This is a genomic window from Streptomyces sp. NPDC042336 (assembly GCF_055581985.1).
On record NZ_JBVJEA010000001.1, the window covers coordinates 1,006,233 to 1,022,883 of the forward strand.

The window sequence follows — 16,651 nt, forward strand, 5'->3', positions numbered from 1 at the left end:
ACCCGTGCTCAGCCCCCGTACAACCCCGCCAACCGCCGCGCATCCCGCGCGAAGCGCTCCCGCAGTGTCGCCGGCGCCAGTACCTCCACCTCCGGCCCCAGCCCCCTGAGCTGCGTGTGCGCGACGTCCTCCGACTCCACCGGCAGCGTCACCCTCACCCAGCCCTCCGCGTCCGGCGCCCCCGCGGCCTCCAGCGCCTCCCGGGCGGACAGCGCGTCGACGGCGTACGGCAGCGCGCGCACGCCCCGCTCCGAAAGCCGCACCACGACCTCCGCCCGCAGGATCGACCGCGCGAACTGCTCGGCCCGCTCCGCCCAGAACGCGGGCAGGTCGAATCCCTCGTCCCGGGTGAAACGCTCCTCGCCCGCCTCCACCGCCGTGAACCGGTCGATGCGGTACACGCGGAAGGGCCCGTCGCCCGCCCCCGAGACCCGCGCGCACAGGTACCAGACCCCGGCCTTCAGCACGAGCCCGTACGGCTCCAGCTCCCGGACGACCTCGTCCGCCCCGCGCCGGTAGCGTGCGGCGACGCGCCGGTCGTCCCAGACCGCGTCCGCCACCTCTGGCAGCAGCTCGGGCGTCTCCGGCTCGTGGAACCAGTTCGGCGCGTCCAGGTGGAAGCGCTGGGCCGCCGTACGGGAGGCGTCGCGCAGGGAGGGGAGCAGGGCCGCCGACACCTTCAGGCGGGCCGCCGAGGCCGCGTCCTCCAGACCCATCTCGCGCAGCGCCCCGGGGACTCCGGACAGGAACAGCGCCTCCGCCTCGCCCCGGGCCAGCCCGGTCAGCCGGGTGCGGTAGCCGCCGATCAGGCGGTAGCCGCCGGCCCGCCCCCGCTCCGCGTACACCGGCACGCCCGCCTCCGACAGCGCCTGCGCGTCCCGTGTCACGGTCCGCTCCGACACCTCCAGCTCCCGGGCCAGCTCGGCGGCGGTCATCGACGGGCGGGACTGGAGGAGCAGCACCATCTTGATGAGGCGGGCAGCACGCATCCCCACATGATGCAGGAGGACGCGGAAGGCCCCCGCCGCGGCGGGGGCCTTCCGGTGGTCGCTGGGGACCTCTACAGGCCGTAGCGCTCGCGCGCCTCCTTCACGGCCGTCGCCTGGACCTCGCCGCGCTTGGCGAGCTGGGCCAGGGCCGCGACGACGATGGACTCGGCGTCCACGCCGAAGTGGCGGCGGGCGGCGTCGCGAGTGTCCGACAGACCGAAGCCGTCGGCGCCCAGCGAGGACCAGTCCTGCTCGACCCACTGCGCGATCTGGTCCGGGACCTGGCGCATGTAGTCGGAGACCGCGAGGACCGGACCCTCGGCGCCCTGGAGCGCCTGACGGACGTACGGCACCCGGTCCTCGCCGCGCAGCAGCGCCGCGTCGGCGTCCATGGCGTCCCGGCGCAGCTCGGTCCACGAGGTCGCGGACCACACGTCGGCGGCCACGCCCCACTCCTCGGCGAGCAGCCGCTGCGCCTTGAGCGTCCAGTGGATCGCGGTGCCGGAGCCCAGCAGCTGGATGCGCGGGGCGTTGGCGGCCGGGGTCAGGCCCGCCGTCTCCGCCGTGTTGAAGCGGTACAGGCCCTTGACGATGCCCTCGTCGACGCCGGCGCCGGACGGCTTGGCCGGCTGCGGCATCGGCTCGTTGTAGACCGTCAGGTAGTAGAAGACGTTCGGGTCCTCGCCCGGGGCCGTCTCGCCGTACATGCGGCGCAGACCGTCCTTGACGATGGTCGCGATCTCGTACGCGAACGCCGGGTCGTAGGACAGCGCGGCCGGGTTGGTCGCCGCGATGGCGGGGGAGTGGCCGTCCGCGTGCTGCAGGCCCTCACCGGTCAGGGTGGTGCGGCCGGCCGTCGCGCCGACCAGGAAGCCGCGGCCGAGCTGGTCGCCGAGCTGCCACATCTGGTCGGCCGTGCGCTGCCAGCCGAACATCGAGTAGAAGATGTAGAACGGGATCATCGCCTCGCCGTGCGTCGCGTACGCGGTGGACGCGGCGATGAAGTCGGCCATCGAGCCGGCCTCGGTGATGCCCTCGTTGAGGATCTGGCCGTTCTTGGCTTCCTTGTAGTACATCAGCTGGTCGCGGTCGACCGGCTCGTACGTCTGGCCCTTGGGCGAGTAGATGCCCAGGGACGGGAAGAGGCTCTCCATGCCGAAGGTGCGCGCCTCGTCGGGGACGATCGGCACCCAGCGCTTGCCGGTCTCCTTGTCCCTGACCAGGTCCTTGACCAGGCGGACGAAGGCCATGGTGGTGGCCACGTTCTGCGAGCCGGAGCCCTTGTCGAAGGACGCGAACGCCTTGTCGGCGGGCGCGGGCAGCGGCGCGATCGGGTGCACGCGGCGGGCCGGGGCCGGACCGCCGAGGGCGGCGCGGCGCTCCTGGAGGTAGCGCACCTCCGGGGAGTCGGCGCCCGGGTGGCCGTAGGGGACCACGCCGTCGACGAAGTCGCTGTCCTTGATCGGCAGGCCGAGCAGGTCGCGCATGTCCTTGAACTCGTCCACCGAGAGCTTCTTCATCTGGTGGTTGGCGTTCTTCGACGCGAAGCCGGTGCCAAGGGTGTGGCCCTTGACCGTCTGGGCCAGGATCACGGTCGGCGCGCCCTTGTGGGCGAGCGCGGCGCGGTAGGCGGCGTAGACCTTGCGGGACTCGTGGCCGCCGCGCGAGTAGTGGAAGCACTCGAGGATCTTGTCGTCGCTCAGCAGCTTCGCCATCTCGACGAGCGCCGGGTCCTTGCCGAAGAAGTCCTCGCGGATGTAGGCGGCGTCGCGCGTCTGGTACGTCTGCACCTGCGCGTCCGGTACCTCGCGCAGGCGGCGTACGAGGGCGCCGGTGGTGTCGAGCTGGAACAGCTCGTCCCAGGCGGTGCCCCACAGCGACTTGACGACGTTCCAGCCGGCGCCGCGGAACTGGGCCTCCAGCTCCTGCACGATCTTGAAGTTGGCGCGGACCGGACCGTCGAGGCGCTGCAGGTTGCAGTTGATGACGAAGGTCAGGTTGTCCAGGCCCTCACGGGAGGCGAGGGTGAGCGCGGTGGTGGACTCCGGCTCGTCCATCTCGCCGTCACCGAGGAACGCCCACACGTGGGAGTTGGTGAGGTCCTTGATGCCGCGGCTGGTCAGGTAGCGGTTGAACCGCGCCTGGTAGATCGCGGAGATCGGGCCGAGACCCATGGAGACGGTGGGGAACTCCCACAGCCAGGGCAGACGGCGCGGGTGCGGGTAGGACGGCAGGCCGTTGCCGCCGGCCTCGCGGCGGAAGTTGTCCAGCTGCTCCTCGGACAGGCGGCCGTCGAGGAAGGCACGGGCGTAGATGCCGGGGGAGGCGTGGCCCTGGACGTAGAGCTGGTCGCCGGAGCCGTCACCCTCCTTGCCCTTGAAGAAGTGGTTGAACCCGGTCTCGTAGAGCCAGGCCGCGGAGGCGAAGGTGGCGATGTGGCCGCCGACGCCGTACTTGCTGCCGCGGGTCACCATCGCCGCCGCGTTCCAGCGGTTCCAGGCGGTGATCCGCTGCTCCATCGCCTCGTCGCCGTCCACGGTGGGCTCGTCGGCGGTCGGGATGGAGTTGACGTAGTCGGTCTCCAGCAGCTTCGGCAGCGCCAGGCCCGCGCCCTCGGCGCGCTCCAGCGTGCGGCGCATCAGGTACGCGGCACGGTGCGGCCCGGCCGCCTTGGTGACGGCGTCCAGGGAGGCCTGCCATTCGGCGGTCTCCTCGGGGTCGCGGTCCGGGAGCTGGTCGAGCTCGCTCGGCTGGATGGCTTTGGGGTCGGTCGTCATGTCGCCGCCTTCCTCAGTCGAAGGGGGTTCCCTCATCGGCAAGGGTTCGGGGGTGCCCTAGGTCTTTGGCAGGACAGGGCTGGGGCTTGGGTGGAAGCCCGTCTGTGACTGTAACTCCCTGATCGATGATCGATCAAAGGGTTGAGAGGCAAAAACTCTTGATCACGAGAAAGTCGGCACGGGGTGCCTTCGGCGGTGGCACGGGGTGACCGTCCCGCCGGGGATACGTGCAGGTGAGAGGGGTCAGGCGCGGATGAGCTCGGGGGGCCCGGTCGAGTGGCGTCCGCGGGTGGTTTGTGGCTGATCGCGCAGTTGCCGCGCCCCCTGGAACGGCTGCGCCGTTCCTCGGGGGCGCGGGGAACTGCGCAAAAGGGGGTCTGGGGCCGGAGCCCCCAGGGACGGGAAGGGAAGGGGCGGCGGGGGCGGAGGAAACCCGTCAGGCGCGGGGCGCGCAGCCCAGGACGTGGGACTTGACGATCTCCGGGATGCGGGGGTCGCGGCGGCGGAAGGCCGCGACCAGTTCCTCGTGCTCCTCCGCGTACGACTGCTGCACCGTCCCCAGCCACCGTATCGACAGGGCCGTGAACACCTCGATCCCCAGCCCCTCCCAGGTGTGCAGCAGCACCGAGTTGCCCGCCGCCCGCACCAGCTCACGGTGGAAGCCCACCGTGTGCCGCACCTGGCCGGTGCCGTCGGAGACCCGGTCGGCCTCGTACAGCGCGGCGACGTGCGGCTCCAGGGCCGAGCAGTCCAGGGCGAGCCGGTCCGCCGCCAGTTCGGCCGCGATCGCCTCCAGGCCGGCCCGGACGGGGTAGCTCTCCTCCAGGTCGGCGGCGGTCAGGTTCCGCACCCGCACGCCCTTGTTCGGCGCCGACTCGATCAGCCGCAGCGACTCCAGCTCCCGCAGCGCCTCCCGCACCGGCGTCTGGCTGACCTCCAGCTCGGTCGCGATCCGGCGCTCCACGATCCGCTCGCCCGGCTGCCAGCGTCCGCTGATGATCCCTTCCAGGATGTGCTCGCGGATCTGTTCGCGCAGCGAATGGACGACGGGCGCGGTCATGAGAGCTCCTTCGGGAGGGTCCCCTTCGGACCCCTGGGGCGGCTGACGCTTAGACAATACGGCCGTCACGGCGGGCGGGAAGGGCGCATGGGGGCGCTTTTACGCAGGTGAGACGAGACTTACACAGCGTGCCCCGGCCGGAACACGGCGATGCCCCCGCCCGGGAAGTTCCGGGCGGGGGCATCGCAGGGGCCCACTGGCGGGGGGACTACAGGCCGAGCTCGACCTCGAACTCGCCCGCCTCCAGGATCGCCTTGACCGCCGTCAGGTAGCGGGCGGCGTCGGCGCCGTCCACCAGACGGTGGTCGTAGGACAGGGTCAGGTACGTCATGTCGCGGACGCCGATGACCGGGCCGTCCTCCGTCTCGATGACGGCCGGACGCTTGACCGTGGCACCGATGCCGAGGATGGCGACCTGGCCCGGCGGCACGATGATCGTGTCGAACAGCGCGCCGCGCGAACCGGTGTTGCTGATGGTGAAGGTCGCACCGGCCAGCTCGTCCGGGCTGATCTTGCTGGCCCGCACCTTGCCCGCCAGGTCGGCGGTCGCCTTGGCGATGCCGGCCAGGTTCAGGTCACCGGCGTTCTTGATGACCGGGGTCATCAGGCCCTTCTCGGAGTCCACCGCGATACCGATGTTCTCGGTGTCGAAGTAGGTGATGGTCCCCTCGGCCTCGTTGATCTTGGCGTTGATCGGCGCATGCGCCTTCAGCGCCTGGGCCGCGGCCTTGACGAAGAACGGCATCGGCGAGAGCTTGACGCCCTCACGCGCCGCGAACGCGTCCTTGGCACGGGCGCGCAGCTTCATCAGACGGGTGACGTCGACCTCGACGACCGACGACAGCTGGGCCTGCTCGTGCAGGGCCTTGACCATGTTGTCGCCGATGACCTTGCGGATGCGCGGCATCTTGACGGTCTGGCCACGCAGCGGGGAGGCCTCCAGGGTGGGGGCCTTCTTCGCGGCGGGCGCGGCAGCGGCAACCGGAGCCGGAGCGGCGGCCTTGGCGGCATCGGCGGCGGCGATGACGTCCTGCTTGCGGATACGGCCACCGACGCCGGTGCCCTTGACGGTGGACAGGTCGACGCCGTTCTCGGCGGCGAGCTTGCGCACCAGCGGGGTGACGTAGGCGCCGTCGTCCACCGGCTGGGCGGCGGCCGGGGCAGCCGGAGCGGCGGCCGGGGCCGGCGCTGCGGGCTGCGGGGCGGGGGCCGACGGTGCCTGCGGGGCAGGCGCAGGTGCCGGGGCGGCCGGAGCCGGAGCGGCCTGCGCGGGAGCCGGGGCCGGAGCCGCCGGAGCCGGGGTGGGCTCGGGCTGGGCCGGGGCGGCCGGGGCCTCCTGGGCCGGGGCGGCCGCCGGTGCGGCACCCGCCGCGCCGATGACGGCGAGCTTGGCGCCGACCTCCGCGGTCTCGTCCTCGCCGACCACGATCTCCAGCAGGGTGCCGGAGGCGGGCGCCGGGATCTCGGTGTCGACCTTGTCCGTCGACACCTCCAGCAGAGCCTCGTCCTCCTCGACGCTGTCACCGACCGACTTCAGCCAGCGGGTGACGGTGCCCTCGGTGACGGACTCGCCGAGCGCGGGCAGGACCACGTCCGTGCCCTCGGCGGAGCCGCCGGCGGCGGCGTCGGCCGTGGGAGCGGGCGCCGGGGCGGCCTGCTCGGTGGAGGGGGCGGCCGGGGCGGGCTCGGGAGCCGGCTCGGCGACCGGCTCGGCCTGCGGGGCCTCAGCGGCGGCGGGGGCGCCGGAACCGTCGTCGATCAGCGCCAGCTCGGCGCCGACCTCGACGGTCTCGTCCTCGGCGACCTTGATGGAGGACAGCACGCCCGAGGCGGGGGCCGGGATCTCGGTGTCGACCTTGTCGGTCGAGACCTCGAGCAACGGCTCGTCGGCCTCGACGCGCTCACCCTCGGCCTTCAGCCAGCGGGTGACGGTGCCCTCGGTGACGCTCTCGCCGAGCGCCGGAAGGGTTACGGAAACCGCCATGGTTTCGGTTGCTCCTTACGAATTGCGGAAGTCTGTGTCGTCGCGCCCGAAGACCGAAGCGGTCAGTCGTGCATGTGGAGCGGCTTGCCGGCCAGCGCCAGGTGAGCCTCGCCGAGCGCCTCGTTCTGCGTCGGGTGGGCGTGGATGAGCTGCGCCACCTCGGCGGGCAGCGCCTCCCAGTTGTAGATCAGCTGCGCCTCGCCGACCTGCTCGCCCATGCGGTCGCCGACCATGTGGACGCCGACCACGGCGCCGTCCTTGACCTGGACCAGCTTGATCTCGCCCGCGGTCTTCAGGATGCGGCTCTTGCCGTTGCCGCCCAGGGGGAACTTGATCGAGACGACCTTGTCCGCGCCGTAGACCTCCTTCGCCTTGGCCTCGGTGAGACCGACGGAGGCGACCTCCGGGTGGCAGTACGTCACCCGCGGCACGCCGTCGTAGTCGACCGGCACGGTCTTCAGGCCGGCGAGCCGCTCCGCCACCAGGATGCCCTCGGCGAAGCCGACGTGCGCGAGCTGGAGGGTGGGGACGAGGTCACCGACGGCGGAGATGGTCGGGACGTTGGTCCGCATGTACTCGTCGACGAGGACGAAGCCGCGGTCCATCGCGACGCCGTTCTCCTCGTAGCCCAGGCCCTGCGAGACCGGGCCGCGGCCGATGGCGACGAGCAGGACCTCGGCCTCGAACTCCTTGCCGTCGGCGAGGGTGACCTTGACGCCGTCCTGGGTGTACTCGGCCTTCTGGAAGAAGGTGCCCAGGTTGAACTTGATGCCCCGCTTGCGGAAGGCGCGCTCCAGGAGCTTGGAGCTGTTCTCGTCCTCGACCGGGACCAGGTGCTTGAGGCCCTCGATGACCGTGACCTCGGAACCGAAGGACTTCCACGCGGAGGCGAACTCGACGCCGATGACGCCGCCGCCCAGCACGATCGCGGACTTCGGCACGCGGTCGAGCGTGAGGGCGTGGTCCGAGGAGATGATCCGGTTGCCGTCGATCTCCAGGCCCGGCAGGGTCTTCGGCACGGAGCCGGTCGCCAGCAGGATGTGGCGGCCCTGGACACGCTGGCCGCCCACGTCGACGGAGGTGGGGGAGGAGAGCCGGCCCTCACCCTCGATGTAGGTGATCTTGCGGGAGGCGACCAGACCCTGCAGCCCCTTGTACAGGCCGGCGATCACCTCGTCCTTGTACTTGTGCACGCCGGCCATGTCGACGCCCTCGAAGGACGTCTTGACACCGAACTGCTCGCTCTCGCGGGACTGGTCGGCGACCTCGCCCGCGTGCAGCAGGGCTTTGGTCGGAATGCAACCGTTGTGCAGGCAGGTGCCGCCGAGCTTGTTCTTCTCGATCAGGGCGACGTCCAGGCCCAGCTGTGCCCCGCGCAGGGCCGCGGCGTACCCACCGCTGCCACCGCCGAGGATCACTAGGTCGAAAACGGTGCTGGCGTCGTTCGCCACGTCACGTCCTCCATGCATGTGCGCCACGCCGGTCTCCAGTGACCGGTCGGCGGCTGGTGTCCGGCCGCTCATTGTTCTCGGCCCTTGGGTGGGCCCTGTCCTGCCGGGCTCCATCTTCGCACTTGTGAGAGGCGAAGGAGACGCGGGGCCGGGGTGTGAGACGCCCCACGTTCAGCTGAGCGGAACCGGCACAACCCGTCACCCAGGGCGGAGACAGCCCCGCTAGGGGCGCGGGGCTGTGTCCGATCTGCGGCTCCGCCGCGTGGGCGCGACGTTCCGGGGTTCGTCCTGGCCGAGGCCGGGACAGCCGACCCGAGGGGCGCGGGGAGCTGCGCGACAGGCCACGACGGACCCGCGGTCGCGCGATCACCCGCACCCCCGGGCTCTCAGGCGTACGTCAGCCGAGATCGCCGAGGGCGACCCGCTCGGCGACCCGTACCAGCGTCCGCACCGCCGTACCCGTGCCGCCCTTCGGCGTGTACCCGAACGGCCCGCCCTCGTTGAAGGCCGGACCCGCGATGTCCAGGTGCGCCCAGGTGATGCCCTCGCCGACGAACTCCCGCAGGAACAGGCCCGCCACCAGACCGCCGCCCATCCGCTCGCCCATGTTCGCGATGTCCGCGGTCGGCGAGTCCATGCCCTTGCGCAGGTGCTCCGGCAGCGGCATCGGCCACGCCGGCTCGCCGGACTCCTCCGCCGCCTCGTGCACCGCGGAGCGGAACGCGTCGTCGTTCGCCATGATCCCGTACGTACGGCTGCCCAGCGCGAGCATCATCGCGCCGGTCAGGGTCGCCACGTCGATGATCGCGTCCGGCTTGTCCTGCGAGGCCGCCCACAGCGCGTCGGCGAGCACGAGCCGGCCCTCCGCGTCGGTGTTGAGCACCTCCACCGTCTTGCCGCTGTACATGCGCAGCACGTCACCGGGGCGGGTGGCGGAACCGGACGGCATGTTCTCGGCCAGCGCCAGCCAGCCGGTCACGTTGACCTCCAGGCCGAGCCGCGCGGCGGCGACCACGGCGGCGAACACGGCGGCGGCACCGGCCATGTCGCACTTCATCGTCTCGTTGTGCCCGGCCGGCTTCAGGGAAATGCCGCCCGAGTCGTAGGTGATGCCCTTGCCGACGAAGGCGAGGGACTTCTTCGCCTTGGGCGAGGTGTACGACAGCTTCACCAGCCGCGGACCCGACGCCGAACCGGCGCCGACGCCGAGGATGCCGCCGTAGCCGCCCTTGACGAGCGCCTTCTCGTCGAGCACCTGCACCTTGATGCCGTGCTCCTTGGCGGCCGCCTGCGCCACCGCCGCGAAGGCCTCCGGGTTGAGGTCGTTCGGCGGGGTGTTGACCAGGTCGCGGGCGCGGTTCAGCTCCTCGGCGACGGCGGCGGCACGCTCGACCGCCGCCTTGTACGCCTTGTCGCGGGGCTTGCCGCCCAGCAGCGCGGCCTCCGCCAGCGGGGCCTTGCCGTTGCCCTTGCCCTTGGCACCCTTGGCGTCGTTGGCGGACTCCTTGTACGCGTCGAAGGAGTACGCGCCCAGCAGCACGCCCTCGGCGACGAAACCGGCGTCGGCGGCCTCGGCGAGCGGCAGGGCGAAGGCGGCCTTCTTGGCGCCGGCCAGGGCACGGGCGGCCGCACCGGCGGCCCGGCGCAGCGCCTCGGCGTCGAAACCGGCGTCCTTCTCGGGCTCGGCACCGAGGCCCACCGCCACCACGACGGGCGCCTTGAAGCCGGCCGGAGCGGGCAGCTTCGTGACCTCGCCCTCGGCGCCGGACGCGCCGAGGGTCTCCAGGACGCCGGCGAGCCGGCCGTCGTACGCCTTGTCCACGGCCTCGGCGCCCGGGGCGACGGACGGGCCGCCTGCGCCCTTGGCGACGCCGATCACGATCGCGTCGGCCCGGAGGCCGGGCGCCGCGGCGGTGGAGAGAGTGAGAGCAGTCACGGTGGTGAAATCTCGCTTCCGTATGAAGTCTGGTGTGGCCGAATGCGGGTGGGTCGACCGGGCCCGACATCCGACCCTAGATCCCTCCTGCGATGCGGTCCTCGCCTGGGCAGGCGAACACTCGGCACGAGCCTACGCTCGCGCCCCGCCCGGCTCCTTCCCGCGGGGCCGCGGTTTCCCCGTCGGAGTGCGGATGGGAGATCATTCCGGACGTACGCCGCACACCTCTCCCGCACTCTGGAGCACCTCCCGTGAGACGCCCGGTCCTGTCGACAGCCCTCCTCCTGCTGCTGCTCGCGGGCTGCACGTCGGCCCCCGGCGACGACGGCGGCGACGGCGAGGGCGCCGGCCGCTGGCGGCCGACGCCCGGCACCACCTGGCAGTGGCAGCTCAGCGGGAAGCTCGACACCTCCGTCGACGTACCGGTCTACGACATCGACGGCTTCGACCACGGCAAGGCCACCGTCGCCGGCCTGCACGAGGACGGCCGCAAGGTCATCTGCTACGTCTCCACCGGCGCCTGGGAGGACTTCCGGCCCGACGCCGACGAGTTCCCGGCGGAGGTGCTGGGCAAGGGCAACGGCTGGGAGGGCGAGCGGTGGCTGGACATCCGCGCGACGGACGTCCTGGAGCCGCTGATGGCCGAACGCCTCGACATGTGCCGCGAGAAGGGCTTCGACGCGGTCGAGCCGGACAACATGGACGGCTACAAGAACGAGACCGGCTTCCCGCTCACCGGCGACGACCAGCTCCGCTACAACCGGCTGATCGCGAAGCTCGCCCACGACCGCGGGATGGCCGTCGGCCTGAAGAACGACCTGGACCAGATCCCGGAACTGGTGGACGACTTCGACTTCGCCGTCAACGAACAGTGCGCCCAGTACGGCGAGTGCGCCGACAACCAGCCGTTCATCGACGCCGGCAAGGCCGTCTTCCACGTCGAGTACGAGCTGCCGACGGAACGCTTCTGCGCCGACTCCCGTGAGCTGCGGCTCAGTTCGATGCTGAAGAAGTACGAACTGGACGCGTGGCGGGAGGCCTGCTGAGCCCGCGGCTCAGCCGAGGACGAGGACCACGAGGGCGGTGGTGGCCGCCGTCTCCGCCACGCCGCCGAAGACGTCGCCGGTGACGCCGCCGAAGCGGCGGACGCAGTGGCGCAGCAGGAGTTCGGCGACCACGACGGCGCACACCACGGCGAGTGCCGTGCGCAGGGCGTCGTACGGGCCGAAGTACGCGCCCGCCGCCGCGCCGGCCAGGGTGACGACCGCCGCCGCGGCCAGCACCCCGCCGGCCGGAACCACTCCGGCGACCGCCGCGCCCAGTCCCTCCGGACGGGCCGCGGGCACCCCGGCCCGGGCCGCCGTCGTGAGCGCCAGCCGGGCGGCGGTCGCCGAGACCACGGCGGCGAGCGCTCCCCGGGTCCACGAGCCGTCGTAGGCCTGGGCGAGGGCGGCCACCTGGGCGAGCAGCGTGAACAGCAGGGTGAGCACGCCGAACGGTCCGATGTCGGACTGCTTCATGATCCGCAGGGCGTCCTCGGCGGGCTTGCCGCTGCCCAGGCCGTCGGCGGTGTCGGCCAGTCCGTCCAGGTGCAGTCCGCGGGTGAGTACGGCGGGGACGGCGGCCGTGGCGACCGCCGCGAGCAGGGTTCCCGCGCCCAGGAGCAGCAGGAGGAGCCCGGCGCCCGCGGCGGCGACACCGACGGCCAGTCCGGCCAGCGGCGCGCACAGCATGCCGCCGCGCGCGGCGTCCCGGTCCCAGCGGGTGACTTCGACCGGGAGCGCGGTGAGGGTGCCGAAGGCGAAACGGAGGCCGTCGGGGGAGGGGGTCCTGAGCACCGGCGCAGACTACCCGGCGGTCGGAGGGGCGTGGACGGGCCTCGGGGATAAAGTGCGCATATGGGAGATTGGTGGCAGCGCAACATCGTGGAACCGGGCAAGCTGCCGCTGCTTCTCGCGCTGGCGGCGTTCGTGCTGACGTTCGTGATCACCCGGGTCGTCACCCGTCTGATCCGGGCGGGCAAGGGGCCGTTCGGGAACGTCAAGGCGGGCGGGGTGCACATCCACCACGTGGTCCCGGGGATCGTGCTCACCGTCGTCGGCGGCTTCGGCGCGGTCGCGGGGGGCCGGCACGGGTTCGGGTCGGCGCTCGCGGCGGTGGTCTTCGGGATCGGGGCGGGGCTCGTGCTGGACGAGTTCGCGCTGATCCTGCACCTCGACGACGTGTACTGGACCGAGGCGGGGCGCAAGAGCGTGGAGGTCGTGGTGCTCACCGCGGCCCTGGTGGGGCTGGTCCTCGCGGGATTCACGCCGTTCGGTGTCGACGGGATGTCCCAGGGCGAGTTGCAGGACCGCGCGAACGTCATCGGGACCGTCGCGGGGAACTTCGTCTTCTCGCTCCTCGCCCTGGCCAAGGGCAAGGCGCGGCTGGCCGTCTTCGGGGTCATCGTGCCCGTGGTCGCCCTGATCGGCGCGGTCCGGCTGGCTCGGCCCGGGTCTCCGTGGGCCCGCCGGTTCTACGCCCGTCGCCCGCGCGCCCGCGCTCGTGCCCGGTTGCGTGCCTATCGCCACGACCGCCGCTGGTCGGGGCCGCGCCGTGTGGTCCAGGACTGGATCGGGGGGCGGCCGGATCCGCGGTGAGGGTGCCTGCGGCGCCTGTGCGGCTCCGGTGGGGGTGCCTGCGGCGCCCGTGCCGGTTCGGTGGGGGGTGCCTGCGGCGCCTGTGCGGGTTCGGTGGGGGTTCGCGGTGCGCGGTGCGTTGTGGGTGGGTCGGGGCCGCGCCGGGGGGTGTCCGTCCTCGGAACGGCGCGGAATCGGTCGGCCACAGAAGTGGAACTCCGTTGACGCGCCAACCGCTGCGGGCGGACACCCCCCGACACGACCCCTTCTCGCCGTACGCGGCTGCGGCCCGCCGACGCCGCCCTGCCCCGGCCCGCCGTACGCGACTGCGGCCCGCCGACGCCCGCGCTGCCCGGTCCGCCGTACGCGGCTCTCCCGCCGCGTCGCCATGCCGCCCCGGCTGCGGGCCGTCGTCCGTCGCCCTCGCTGCGGGCCGTCGCCATGCCGTGTAGCTGCGGGCAGTCGTGCCGCTGGGGCGATGGGGGTCCCCCGGTCGAGCGAAGCCGAGAGTGGGGGAGGGTGGGCGCAGCGGCACCCCGCTATGCCGGGTCACGCTCCCCTCGCGCTCGGCACCCACGCTGGGTAGCTTGCTACGCCGGGCCGCGCCCCCGCGCCACACCCGCGCCGGGTGACCAGGAATTCCGGGTCCACCTGGCCGCGTTCACTCGCTGCCGGCGGAGCCCTCCGGCAGCTCCGCCGCCAGTGACGCCGCCGCTTGGACCAGGGGAAGCGCCAGCAGCCCACCCGCGCCCTCGCCCACCTTCACGCCCTGGGACAGCAGCGGCTCCATGGCCATCCGGTCCAGCGCCTTGGCCTGGCCCGGCTCCCCGCTGTCGTGCGCCGCCAGCCACCAGTCCGGGGCCCGGAAGGCGACCCGCTGTCCGACCAGCGCGCACGCCGCCGTCACGACGCCGTCCAGGATCACCGGCATCTTCCGCACCGCGCTCTGCAGCAGGAAGCCCGTCATGGCGGTGAGGTCCGCGCCGCCCACCGTGGCGAGGAGTTGCAACTGGTCGCCGAGGACGGGCCGCGCGCGGCGCAGCGCGTCACGGATCGCCGCGCACTTGCGCATCCACGCCAGGTCGTCGATCGGCAGCCCGCCCCGGCCGGTGACGACCGACGCGTCCGTCCCGCACAGCGCCGCGACCAGCACGCCCGCCGCGGTCGTACCGCCCACGCTCACGTCGCCGAGGACCACCAGGTCGGTGCCCGAGTCGGCCTCCTCGTCGGCCACCGCCATCCCGGCCCGGAAAGCGGCCTCCGCCTCCTCGAGGGTCAGCGCGTCCTCGATGTCGATGCGGCCGCCGCCGCGCCGCACCCGGTGGCCCGACACCTCGGCCGGCAACGTCTCCGGTTCGCAGTCCAGGGCCATGTCGACGACGCGTACGGGTACGTCCAGGCGCCTGGCGAGCACCGACGCCGGCCGGCCGCCCTCCAGCACCTCGCGCACCAGCTCACCGGCACCGCCCGCGGGCCGCGCCGACACGCCCAGCTCGGCGACCTTGTGGTCACCGGCGAAGAGCACCACCCGGGGACGTACGACGGGGCGCACCGGCACGGCGGACTGGGCCGCCGACAGCCACTCGCCCAGGTCGTCGAGGCGGCCCAGCGATCCGGGCGGAACGGCCTGGCGCTCCCGCCGCGCCTCCGCATCGCGGCGTACCCCGCCGTCGGGGCGCTCGATCAGGTCGGTGAAGTCGTCGAGATTCAGCGAGCTCATTCGCCGAACAGTACCGGCCCCGGTCGAACCGGAAGCAGGGCCCGTGGGCAGCACGCCCGGGCGGCGTCGTTGCGCCCCGGAGCGCACTCACCTACGTAACGTTTTGCCTGGAATGTCGTAGGTGCCCATGTACATCTCGTGTCGGGAGCAGCGCGTGTCCGGAACCTCCGCCCCCTCGGTGCCGCCCCTGCCCTCGTACGCGCCCTACCGCGAGGACTGCCCCTGGTGCGGCTCGCGGCGGCTGCGGGCCCGGCGGCGCGGTGACGGGCCGCGGCAGGGAGCACCCCACCGGTCTCCCGTCGAGCGGTGCTCCGACTGCCGGCACGTCTTCCGGAATCCGCCGCTCCCGCCCGGGCCCCGACACCCCGTGGTCCGGGCCGGTGTACGGCTCAGACACGCGCTGGCCGCGCGGGCGATGGTCCGCCGCTGTCCCGAGCCCGAGAGCTGGCTGGACGTCGGCACCGGGGACGCCGACTTCCCGCGGACCGCCCGTGCGTACTTCCCGTACACCTCGTTCGACGGCCTGGACCCCGCCCCCCGTGTGCTGCGCGCCCGCGCCGTCGAGCGGGTGGAGGAGGCGTTCGTCGGACGCTTGACAGACCGTCATGTCGCGGCCCGGGTGCGGGAGCGCTACGACGTCGTGAGCCTCTTCCAGTACCTGGAGCGTGTTCCGGACCCGCGGGCCGAACTGCGGGCCGCGCTGGGAGCGCTGCGGCCCGGCGGGCACCTGCTCGTCGACGTGGCCGACCCGCGCCGCCTGACGCCCGGCCATCCCGTCGGACTGGGCGCCGAACTCCTGGCCCAGGGCTGCACGGTCCTCACCGGGGGGCACCGCGTCATCGCGCGCAAGGACGCCTCAGCCCCGTAGCACCAGTGCCTGGCCCGCCACGACGAGGAGGACCTGCTCGCACTCGGCGGCGAACGCCGCGTTGAGGCGGCCGAGTTCGTCGCGGTAGCGGCGGCCGGACGCCGTGGCCGGGACGATGCCCGAGCCGACCTCGTTCGACACCGCCACCAGCGTGCGCCGGGTGGCGCGCACCGCCTCCGTCAGCTCCTGCATGCGGTCCCTGAGCGCCCGTTCGCCGCCGTCGGCCCACTCCGCGTCGTCCCACGCGCCGACCGCGTCCATCGCGTCCGTCAGCCACAGGGACAGGCAGTCGACGAGGAGGGGCGGGCCCTCGTCCTTCAGGAGCGGCACGAGGTCGCAGGTCTCGGTGGTACGCCAGGATCCGGGGCGGCGCTCCCGGTGCGCGCAGACCCGGGCCGCCCACTCGGTGTCGCCGTTCCGGGAGCCGCCGGTGGCGACGTAGAGCACCTCGGGGAAGGACTCCAGCCGGCGCTCCGCCTCCACCGACTTGCCCGACCGGGCGCCGCCCAGCACCAGGGTGCGCCGCGGTACGTCGGGCACGTCCTCGTACGAGCCCACCGACAGCGTCGTGCCGTCCGGCACCGCCCGCGCGCCGGCCGCCGCGAGCCGCCGCGCCAGCTCCCGGCCCGGCGGCACGTCGTGGTCCAGGTGGACCGCCACGACGTCCGTCGTCGGGCCCGCCGCGCCCACCACGCGCAGCTTCGCCAGCGCGTCCGGCCGCCCCACGACGTCCGCGAGGACCAGGTCGTACGGCTCCGCGGGCTCCTCAAGGCCCGCCGGGGCGCCGCCCGGCGGCAGGTAGAGGAGCCGCCCGCCGTCCGGACCCGTCACCGCGTACCCGGTGCCGGGCGCGTCCAGCGCCACCGCGCGCACCCGGTGCCCGGTCAGCAGCGCCAGCTCCCGCCCGTCCGGCACCCGGCCCGGCTGCGGCAGCCCGGCCGGCACCTCCACGGCGGGCCCGTCGTGCGGGTGGGAGAGCAGCACCTGCCGTACGCCGGCCAGGGAGCGGCCGGCCCGCGCGGCGGCGAACACGGCGCCGGGCGTCAGGTCGAGCAGCAGCGCCCCGTCCACCAGCAGCGCGGTCGCCGCGCGCGCGTACTCGCCCTGCGCCGCGGCACAGGCCGCGCAGGGACAGTCGGGGCGGGGCAGTCCCGCCGGGGCACCGGTGCCGAGCAGAGTCACGTCCACGCACCGATTTTCACCGGTCGCCGGGCGACCTGCCCCCCAGGGGGCGCCCGACGGGGCCGT

Annotated in this window: 12 protein-coding genes; 3 read left to right on the forward strand and 9 right to left on the reverse strand. The window is 73.3% G+C overall.

Going from position 1 to position 16,651, the window contains the following annotated elements:
* Positions 1 to 8: 8 nt before the first annotated feature.
* The 6 genes from ACZ6IM_RS04675 to ACZ6IM_RS04700 form a co-directional block, all read right to left on the reverse strand.
* Positions 9 to 989: a helix-turn-helix transcriptional regulator gene (locus tag ACZ6IM_RS04675; protein WP_052839897.1), complete on the reverse strand. Its 981-nt coding sequence runs from the start codon at positions 987 to 989 to the stop codon at positions 9 to 11.
* A 71-nt stretch (positions 990 to 1,060) separates the two neighbouring features.
* The gene (gene aceE, locus ACZ6IM_RS04680) at positions 1,061 to 3,766 is read right to left on the reverse strand and encodes a pyruvate dehydrogenase (acetyl-transferring), homodimeric type (RefSeq protein WP_052839896.1); all 2,706 of its coding nucleotides are present in this window, start codon (positions 3,764 to 3,766) and stop codon (positions 1,061 to 1,063) included.
* Positions 3,767 to 4,202: 436 nt separating this feature from the next.
* Complete coding sequence (locus tag ACZ6IM_RS04685) at positions 4,203 to 4,826, reverse strand: GntR family transcriptional regulator (RefSeq protein WP_052839895.1); 624 nt, start codon at positions 4,824 to 4,826, stop codon at positions 4,203 to 4,205.
* Positions 4,827 to 5,034: 208 nt separating this feature from the next.
* Positions 5,035 to 6,810, reverse strand: coding sequence for a 2-oxoglutarate dehydrogenase, E2 component, dihydrolipoamide succinyltransferase (gene sucB, locus ACZ6IM_RS04690; protein ID WP_469554208.1), 1,776 nt, complete (start codon positions 6,808 to 6,810; stop codon positions 5,035 to 5,037).
* Positions 6,811 to 6,872: 62 nt separating this feature from the next.
* Positions 6,873 to 8,261, reverse strand: coding sequence for a dihydrolipoyl dehydrogenase (lpdA, locus tag ACZ6IM_RS04695; protein ID WP_052839893.1), 1,389 nt, complete (start codon positions 8,259 to 8,261; stop codon positions 6,873 to 6,875).
* 397 nt (positions 8,262 to 8,658) lie between these two features.
* Positions 8,659 to 10,197, reverse strand: a complete 1,539-nt coding sequence (locus ACZ6IM_RS04700; RefSeq protein WP_052839892.1) for a leucyl aminopeptidase — start codon at positions 10,195 to 10,197, stop codon at positions 8,659 to 8,661.
* 251 nt (positions 10,198 to 10,448) lie between these two features.
* Here ACZ6IM_RS04700 and ACZ6IM_RS04705 point away from each other — a divergent pair, with 251 nt between their 5' ends.
* The gene (locus ACZ6IM_RS04705) at positions 10,449 to 11,243 is read left to right on the forward strand and encodes an endo alpha-1,4 polygalactosaminidase (RefSeq protein WP_052839891.1); all 795 of its coding nucleotides are present in this window, start codon (positions 10,449 to 10,451) and stop codon (positions 11,241 to 11,243) included.
* Between the two features lie 9 nt (positions 11,244 to 11,252).
* Here ACZ6IM_RS04705 and ACZ6IM_RS04710 read toward each other — a convergent pair whose 3' ends face one another.
* Positions 11,253 to 12,035 carry an adenosylcobinamide-GDP ribazoletransferase gene (locus tag ACZ6IM_RS04710; RefSeq protein WP_052839890.1) on the reverse strand — a complete coding sequence of 261 codons (783 nt, stop codon included), beginning with the start codon at positions 12,033 to 12,035 and terminating at the stop codon, positions 11,253 to 11,255.
* Positions 12,036 to 12,095: 60 nt separating this feature from the next.
* On the opposite strand from ACZ6IM_RS04710, the gene ACZ6IM_RS04715 reads away from it, so the two are divergent.
* Complete coding sequence (locus ACZ6IM_RS04715) at positions 12,096 to 12,836, forward strand: hypothetical protein (RefSeq protein ID WP_469554211.1); 741 nt, start codon at positions 12,096 to 12,098, stop codon at positions 12,834 to 12,836.
* Between the two features lie 640 nt (positions 12,837 to 13,476).
* Here the strand turns inward: ACZ6IM_RS04715 and cobT are convergent.
* Positions 13,477 to 14,535, reverse strand: a complete 1,059-nt coding sequence (gene cobT / locus ACZ6IM_RS04720) for a nicotinate-nucleotide--dimethylbenzimidazole phosphoribosyltransferase (protein ID WP_052839889.1) — start codon at positions 14,533 to 14,535, stop codon at positions 13,477 to 13,479.
* A gap of 154 nt (positions 14,536 to 14,689) precedes the next feature.
* Between cobT and ACZ6IM_RS04725 the strand changes: the two genes are divergently transcribed.
* The gene (locus ACZ6IM_RS04725; protein ID WP_469554213.1) at positions 14,690 to 15,403 is read left to right on the forward strand and encodes a class I SAM-dependent methyltransferase; all 714 of its coding nucleotides are present in this window, start codon (positions 14,690 to 14,692) and stop codon (positions 15,401 to 15,403) included.
* Here the strand turns inward: ACZ6IM_RS04725 and ACZ6IM_RS04730 are convergent.
* Positions 15,392 to 16,591: a bifunctional adenosylcobinamide kinase/adenosylcobinamide-phosphate guanylyltransferase gene (locus ACZ6IM_RS04730; protein ID WP_469554215.1), complete on the reverse strand. Its 1,200-nt coding sequence runs from the start codon at positions 16,589 to 16,591 to the stop codon at positions 15,392 to 15,394. The genes ACZ6IM_RS04725 and ACZ6IM_RS04730 overlap by 12 nt on opposite strands.
* Positions 16,592 to 16,651 lie beyond the last annotated feature (60 nt).